Here is a 7,493-nt window from a genome sequence, read left to right on the forward strand (position 1 = left end):
CCCCCGGCCCGTGGCTGGCGGTCTCGTGGCTGCCGCTCGCCGCGAAGGCGCTGTGGCTCGTCCACGGGCTCTGGGAGCAGACCGCGCTCACCCCGGCTGCCCTCGACCGGATCGGCTCTATCCAGCAGACCGCCCGCGACCAGGCTGCCATCGCACGCGCCGAACTCCGGGCCGAGGCGGGCACGGAGGAGACCCGGCTCGACGCCGTGACGGGCGCCGGGAAGCGCGTCGCAGAGGCACAGGCGCGGGCCGCCCGGCGGCTCGCCGGAGCCTGGTCGGAACTGGACGGAGTCCGGCAGGGCGACGGCACCGGCAGGGCGCTGACCTGCGTGACCGACCGCGTCACACCCCCGTCACAGACCGCGTCACAGCCCCGGTGGGAACTCCCTGTCTGGGGCTCCCTTACCGAGCTGGCCGCCATCGAGGCGCCCGCGCTGACGGACGACGAAATCGACACGATCGTGACCGAGCTGCGGGCCAGCACCCACCCGCCCATGAGCTACCGGGACATGGCCGCCGCCTTCCGGGCCGCCGGTCACAGTGCAGGGGAGACCCGCCTCCGGGCCGCCTGGCGCCGCGTCACCACGGGCCAGGTGATCGGCTCGTGATCGCCGCCGCCTACCTCGTCTGCCTGCTCGCCGCCGTCGTGGTCCTGGCCGTCGCCCTCCGGCGCCCCGCACCGGGCCCCTCGACCCCGTCCCCCGCCCCCGTGGCGGCCGCGATCGAGACCGCCGACCCGGACGCCGTAGAGGCGATCCTCACGGCCGCCCTGGCCGCCGTGCGGACCCTCCCCCGCGCAGCCTGACCAACCCCCCGCCGGGGCGCCCCACCTGGGCGTCCCGGCTTCTTCACGGAAGGGGTTGCGCAACCTAGCCCGCGTGTGTCAGACTGACTCACGTGATTCAGACGGACCCGAGCCTTAGGAGACCTTCAGATGACCACTCAGACCGCCGCCCCCACCGTGGACGAGAACTTCGCCGCCGCCCTCGCACACGTGACCTCGGAGGTCACCCGGACCGACAGCAAGGCCGCCGCGCTCCTGACGCTGGACGGCCTGCTGGTCGCCGGGATCGGCCTTCTCGGCACGAAGGCGCCGTGGTGGTCGCTGGTCCTGGGCGCCATCGGCGGCGTGGCGATCGCCGGATCGGTCGTCATGGCCCTTCTGGTGATCCGGCCCCGCCTCGCCCGGGCCGAGGGCGTCACCCCGAACGGCAGCTTCCTGCACTTCGCCTCAACGACCCCGTCGGCCCTGGCCGCTCACATGACCGTGGACTACCGGGCCGACCGGATCACCAGCCTGTCCCGGATCTGCCTCACCAAGATGCGTTTCCTGCGCCGGAGCGGTGACTTGGCCCTGGTCGCGGTCCTGGCCGTGGCCGCCGCTCTCCTGACCCGCTGACCCAACCCACCCGCCGGGGCGCCCACGAGGCGCCCCGGCCCGTTTGGAGGACTCATGAGGAACACCCCCCGCCGGGCCGATGACCGTACGGTCGCCGACCTCCGGTACGCCACCCGGACCGCCGCTCTTGCACTGCGGGAGACGGCGGCCGCGATTGAGACCGGCAACCCGGTCGACCCCGCCCGCCTGTACGCCCTGGCCCGGCGGCTGGACGACGTCGCGCCCCCGGCCGCGCCCGCCTTCGCCTGCACCGCCGTCACCCGCCGCCGCCCTTGCTCCTCCCCCGCCGTCGTCCGGCTCACCACCACGACCACGACGGTCGACGCGTGCGACCGGTGCGGCCCCCAGCTCTCCGCCCTCTACCCGGCGGCCGGGGTCGAACCTCTGCCCGGCGGCCGGTTCGCGATCGTGGAGGAGGTGGCGGCGGCGGCGCGGTACCTGCTCGACCGTCACGCGGCCCCCCGGCACGGCGAGTGCATCCTCTGCCCTGGCGGAGACAACGGCCTGGTCCCGCTGGAGCCCCGCCCCCAGTGCGTCGTCCCGGAGTGCCCGCGACGGCTCGTCGTACGGATCACTCCGCCCGGCGACGCGGACCCGGTCTACAGCTGCGACGGGCACGTCCCCGGAGTCCTCGCCGTGTACCCCGACGCGGACGCCGCGCCCGACCCGTCGGCCCTGGACCGAGACGTGCTCCGCCTCGACCTCGGCCACCTCCGGTACCTCGCCCGGGTGACCGTCGAGGAGCACCAGGCGCACGCCCAGCCGGTGTCGACGTGCGTCGTCTGCGACCCCCGGCTGTACGGCCTGACCTGACGACACGACAGCGCCCCGCCGGGGTCCGGCGGGGCGCTGTCGGCTCCATGGGGGATGATCGCCCCCAGACATGGCACGAGCCGGGGTCTCTGACCTCCCCGGCTCGCCGCCCCCGATCGGTCTAGCCACCGAAGAGGACGTTGCTCCGTGACGAGAGTACGAGAGACCAGAGCCACCCCGCATCCCCGCCCCGCCGGGGGCGCCCCCGGCGACCCTGTCCCGGGCCACGACGGCGGGTCGCCGCCCCGGCTTGTTACATGTGCCATAACTTCCCGCGTAAGCGTTTCCGCTGGTCAGAGCCCTGCGTTTCCGACCCCGGATCTGGTCTCGGCGGCGGCCGGGTTGTTCGCCGCGCGGGCGGGTTGGGACGGGCGCGAGGGACCCCGGCCGGTGCTCACGATCGCCCCCGGAGTCGTGGCCATGGGGTGGCCGGACATTGCCCGGCGGGAGCGGACGGCGGAGCGGGGCCGGGAGGCTGCCCGTAAGGCGACGGCGGAACTGGCCGTGTTCTTCGCGGAGCACGGCGTCTTCCCCGAGGCGCCCGAGCCGACTCGGGAGGTGACGGAGTGGTCGGCCAAGAGCCGGGCCAGGATGACGCGGACGCTGGCCGAACTGGACTACGGACCCCTGCTCAGGCTGGGGCTGAAGCTCCCCATGTCGACGCTCACCTACCCCGGGGACTGGCTCCCCGTGGCGCCCACGGGCAAGGCGGTCAAGCGGCACCTCGACCAGTTCTTCAAGCGGTTCGCGCGGGCCTGGGGGTTCGAGTGGCCGGGTCTCTGGAAGCTTGAGTTTCAGCTCCGGGGCGCCCCCCACATCCACCTGTGGGGCCCCCGGCCTGAGGGTCCGGCGGGCGAACTGCGGAGCATGACCCAGACCCGCTACCGCCCGGCGGTCGGCGACGGGCTCCCCTACGAAGCCTGGCTCGCCGTGGTCTGGGCGGACATCGTCGATCACCCGGACCCCGAACAGCGGCGCCGCCACGGCCGGGCCGGTACCTCCGTCGACCTCGAAGAGGGCGCCCGGATGATCGACCCCCGCCGACTCGCCGTCTACTTCACGAAGCACGGCCAGTTCCAGGCGAAGGAGTACCAACACCGGGTCCCGGAGGAGTGGCAGGCACCCGGGTGCGGGCCGGGCCGGTTCTGGGGCTACAAGGGCCTGGCCAAGGCCACGGCCGGGGTCGAGCTGGCCCCCGCCGACGCGGTGTTCGTCGCCCGGACCATGCGGCGGCTGGCCCGCTCGCAGGGGGTCACCAAGCAGGTAACCGTCCGCCGCACCCGGGGGGGCGGTCAGGTGGTGTCGGCGTACCCCGACGTCATCGGACTCGCCGGGGCCCAGTACCTCCGCCCGCTCCCCGCCCGAACGCGCCGGGTGCGGCGTCCAGTCGTCCGGCTCCCTCAGGGCGCCGGGTTCCTCTGCGTGAACGACGGACCGGCGATCGCGGCCGGGCTCGCCCGGGCCTTGGAGCGCCGAATTCAGAGCCCGGAAGAGGCCCGCCGTACCGCCGAGTCCGCCGAATCGAAGCTGGCCCGGCTCCGCGACCGCCGGGCCCGGCCGGGCGGTACTGGGCTCAGTAAGCAATAACTCGCTTCCGGCTTCTACCGGCCCCAGAAGAGGAAACCGGCGCCCGGCGTACGTCATCTCGGTGACGTACGCCGGGCGCCGGTGACGTACTGGTCGTGGCGGCCGGGCTCGTCCTCCTGGTCGTGCTCGTGCTCCTGGTCGTGCTCGCCGAATCGGGCGGGAGGGGGCGCCTGCCGAGTCGCGTAGCGGGGAGGCCGGCGCGCCCGGAACCTTTCCCGCGGGGCGTCGTGCGGCGGGTGTTATGGGGCGGCAAGTCCGGGCCCGCACCCGGCTGCCCGGCCACGGCGAGACGAGGGCGAGCGGAGCGAGAGTGCCGGGCTCGGCCACTTCGCGGCAGCAGCTGCCCCCCGCCCGCCACGGCCGGGCGGCGCGCTCTCTTCACGCTCCGGTATCCGTGACGGCGGGAGTACGGCGCCCGGCCGAACGGCGGCCCGGCGGACGGCGGCCGGGCCCCGCGAGGCACCCCCTCCCCCGCAGCCAGCCCTCATGAGGATTGGGCACACGCCGCACTCGGCGACGGCGGAGCCACGTATACCGCCCACAGAGCCGCCCCACGGGCCGCCTGAGCGCCTGTCAGTGCCTCGGGCCACTCTGGGGCGGGGAATCGGCCCTACGGCCCGCAGACGGCCGTACGGCGGATCCGACACGGCCCGCCCCGGTACTTGCGCAAGCTGCGTCGGACGTGTCAGACTGACTCGCATGGCGCAGATGACACCGGCCCACCTGCGGGCCCAAGCGGAGAAGGCACTCGGTACGCCGGGCGGAAAGCGGCTGCGGCTGCTGAAGGAGTTGGAGAAGATCGACGCGGAGCTTCGCCCGGTGATCCTCGCGGCCCGGGAAGCCGAGGTTCCGATCCGGCGAATCACGGAGCTGACGGGGGTGGCCCCGAACACCGTGAGGGCCTGGGCCAAGGGCCCGGCGTAGGGCCCCGGATCTGACCCCGCCTCGCGCGCACGCGCGTAGGGCCCCCTCTGGGGAACCGGGGTCAACCCGCAACTCCCCAGGTCAGGGGCGGTTGAGGGGTGCAACACCGCAACCGGGCGCAACCCGGGGGCGCAACCACCACAAAACAGAAGCGGGCCGGACCCCGCGTCAACGGAAATCCGGCCCCATCCACGTGACCTTGGAGGGCACCCGTGGACTGGACCAAAGCATGGAGCAAGATCGGCAGTACCGCCAAAACGGCCCGGCGATTCTCGGCTGAGCGGACCAACATCACGCTCGACTCCCTGGCCCCGCTGGCCGCTCCCGTAGCGGCTCGGTGGGACAGGGAGGCGGACCGGAGGAAGACCCTCCGCACCCCGGAGAACCTCAAGGCGCTGATCGAAGCCCAGCGGTCGAACACCTCGGCCAGGTCGACGCTGGCGACCGCGAAGGGGCAGCGGCGGGCCGCGCGGGCGGCCAGTAACAACCCCCTGTCTGCGGAGCGTCGGGCGGCGCGTACGGCGGACCGGGCGGCGACGTCTCACGCCAAGGTGGCACGGACCAAGCTCCGCGAGGCTCGCCGGGCCTACCCGGCGACGCTCACGGCTCTCGCCGTCCGGGCCCACGCGCTGCACACGCTCCCGGGCGTGGCCGCGTCGTACGCGCTCTCGACTCCGGCGGACTGGACGCTGTGGCCGGGCATCACGTCCGCCGGGCTGATCGCCGCCCACATCGGGACGCTCGCGCTGGGTCGGCGTGAAGCCGTGGTGCAGCTGGACGACGGGCTGTCCGGCGAGGAGCGTCGCCTCATGGCCCGGCTCGACCCGTCGTACTGGGTGCAGCACGCGGAGGTTCGCGGTCTGTCCGGCACGCTCACCGAGCGGCCCGAGATGACCCCGGCCGGGATCGTCTGCGGCGTCCGGCTGGACGGCCGGTGGTCGGCAAAGAAGCTGGCGGCCGAGACGGAGTCCGTCCGCGCCCTGCTCGGGATGCAGACCAAGACGCGGATGGAAATCGGTCGGGGCTCGCACGGCGACCGCGCGCTGATCACGGTTCGTACGCGGTCCGCGTCGGACGGCCTTGACCTGAACGGCTGGGCGCCGGGCGACGCGTGGGCGGTCGACACGGTGAACGGCGAGACGGTCCCCGTGCCGCTGGGTAAGCGGATTCTGATCGCGGGCACGTCCGGGTCGGGCAAGAGCACGTCCGCCCGTCCGCTGCTGGCCGAGGCGTCCGAGCGTCCCGATCACCGGCTGGTCCTCCTCGACCGGAAGTACGTGGAGGGCCGGACGTGGGAGCACCGGGCCCGGGTCGCGTGCGAGCTGGAAGACATCCGCGACGTGGTGCGGGAGCTGATCGCCGAGGGTGAGGAGCGGCTGCGGGATCTGCCGCGCGGTGAGGACACCGTCCAGATCTCCCCGGCCCGGCCCCGGATCACGGTCTTCGTGGACGAGATGGGCGAGCTGCTGTCCGACTGCGCCGCGAAGTACCGGGACGACGACGGGAAATCCGCCGACTACCAGGATGTGATCGCCGGGCTCCGCACGATCGCCCGGAAGTACCGGGCGGCGGAAATCATCCTGGTCCCGGCCACGCAGAAGCCGACCCTGTCCGGTGACGGCCACGGCCTGGACTCGCAGATCGCCGGACAGCTCACGGTCCGCCTGGCGCTCGCCGTCGCGACGTCGACCGAGACGCAGAGCGTCTTCGGGCCGGACGCGATCGAGAAGGGGTGGCGGGCGCACGAGCTGCCCATGCCGTGGGTGGCTCTGATGCGTGACCAGGACAAGGGTCCGTCCCAGCGGACGAACCCGATCCGGATGCGCTGGATGACGGCACAGCAGGTGATCGCCCTTCCGGCGCGGCCGATCTGGCAGCGGACGGCGGTGGCCCCCGCGCGGGTGGAGGCGGCCCCGACCGGTCGCCCGACCCTGACCCTGGTGAAGTCCGGGCCGGACGCTGGCACCGAGGCGGCCCCGGCCGTACCGGAGCCCCGGACGACCCCGGCCGGGACGACGAACCGCGACCGAGTTCTGTCCGCGATCCGCGACGGCGCCCGTACGGCGAAGGACGTCGGGACCGTGACCGGGATCAACAAGGGCACGGTGAGCCGGGAGATCAAGGCCCTGGTCAAGGCCGGGGCCGTGGTCCGGGACGAGGACGGGACGCTGTCGGCGTCCGCTGGGGAGGTGTCGGCCTGATGGCTCAGCAACTGGACGGCGCCCTGGCCGTCGCCCTGGTCGCGTTCGCCGTGTCGGTGGGAGCCCTCGCGCTCGTCGGCCTGGTCCTCGCGCTCCTCCAGCTCGCCGCCGACACCGCGACCGCCCTTGGCGCGGCCGGGATCGGCGCGGGCGTCTCCATCCCCCTGGCCCGGAAGGGGCGCTGACCGATGACTACGAAGAAGCCCTTGATGACCGCCGCTCCGGCGGTCGCCATGACCGCCGTCTCGATGGTTCTGACCCTGGCCGTGATCGTGATGTGGCTCGGTGATTCGATGCACTGGGGCGTCGCCCTGGTCGTCGGCATCGGCCTTGACGGTGGGTGGCTGGCCACCCTCGCGTACGAGCGGCGGCTGGCCCGGCAGGGCGACCACAGCACCGCGATCACCGGTGTCGGCTGGGGGTTCGGCGCGGTGGCGACCGGCGTCCTGGTCGCTCACGCGCTCGGGGACCCCTCCCCCGGCCCGTGGCTGGCGGTCTCGTGGCTGCCGCTCGCCGCGAAGGCGCTGTGGCTCGTCCACGGGCTCTGGGAGCAGACCGCGCTCACCCCG

Annotated in this window: 8 protein-coding genes and 1 pseudogene; all 9 read left to right on the forward strand. The window is 73.7% G+C overall.

What is annotated here, in order from left to right:
- Positions 1–608 (forward strand): protein spdB (locus AB0G74_RS33880; RefSeq protein ID WP_361154449.1); only part of this gene is annotated, 608 nt, incomplete at its 5' end.
- Complete coding sequence (locus AB0G74_RS33885; RefSeq protein WP_361154452.1) at positions 605–805, forward strand: hypothetical protein; 201 nt, start codon at positions 605–607, stop codon at positions 803–805. The genes AB0G74_RS33880 and AB0G74_RS33885, both read left to right, overlap by 4 nt.
- Positions 806–934: 129 nt before the next feature.
- Positions 935–1,399 (forward strand): Pycsar system effector family protein, encoded by a 465-nt coding sequence (locus tag AB0G74_RS33890; protein WP_361154454.1) that lies wholly within the window; start codon positions 935–937, stop codon positions 1,397–1,399.
- A 54-nt stretch (positions 1,400–1,453) separates the two neighbouring features.
- Positions 1,454–2,212: a hypothetical protein gene (locus tag AB0G74_RS33895; RefSeq protein WP_361154456.1), complete on the forward strand. Its 759-nt coding sequence runs from the start codon at positions 1,454–1,456 to the stop codon at positions 2,210–2,212.
- 390 nt (positions 2,213–2,602) lie between these two features.
- Positions 2,603–3,799, forward strand: coding sequence for a hypothetical protein (locus AB0G74_RS33900; protein WP_361154459.1), 1,197 nt, complete (start codon positions 2,603–2,605; stop codon positions 3,797–3,799).
- Between the two features lie 699 nt (positions 3,800–4,498).
- The gene (locus tag AB0G74_RS33905; RefSeq protein WP_361154461.1) at positions 4,499–4,723 is read left to right on the forward strand and encodes a hypothetical protein; all 225 of its coding nucleotides are present in this window, start codon (positions 4,499–4,501) and stop codon (positions 4,721–4,723) included.
- A gap of 212 nt (positions 4,724–4,935) precedes the next feature.
- Entirely contained in the window at positions 4,936–6,924 is a 1,989-nt protein-coding gene (locus tag AB0G74_RS33910; protein ID WP_361154464.1) for an FtsK/SpoIIIE domain-containing protein, read from the forward strand.
- Positions 6,924–7,109 carry a hypothetical protein gene (locus tag AB0G74_RS33915; protein WP_361154467.1) on the forward strand — a complete coding sequence of 62 codons (186 nt, stop codon included), beginning with the start codon at positions 6,924–6,926 and terminating at the stop codon, positions 7,107–7,109. Before AB0G74_RS33910 ends, AB0G74_RS33915 begins: the two co-directional genes overlap by 1 nt.
- A gap of 3 nt (positions 7,110–7,112) precedes the next feature.
- Positions 7,113–7,493, forward strand: a pseudogene (locus tag AB0G74_RS33920) (protein spdB); the annotation flags it as partial.

It is taken from the genome of Streptomyces sp. NPDC020875, assembly GCF_040641415.1.
Lineage (GTDB): Bacteria > Actinomycetota > Actinomycetes > Streptomycetales > Streptomycetaceae > Streptomyces.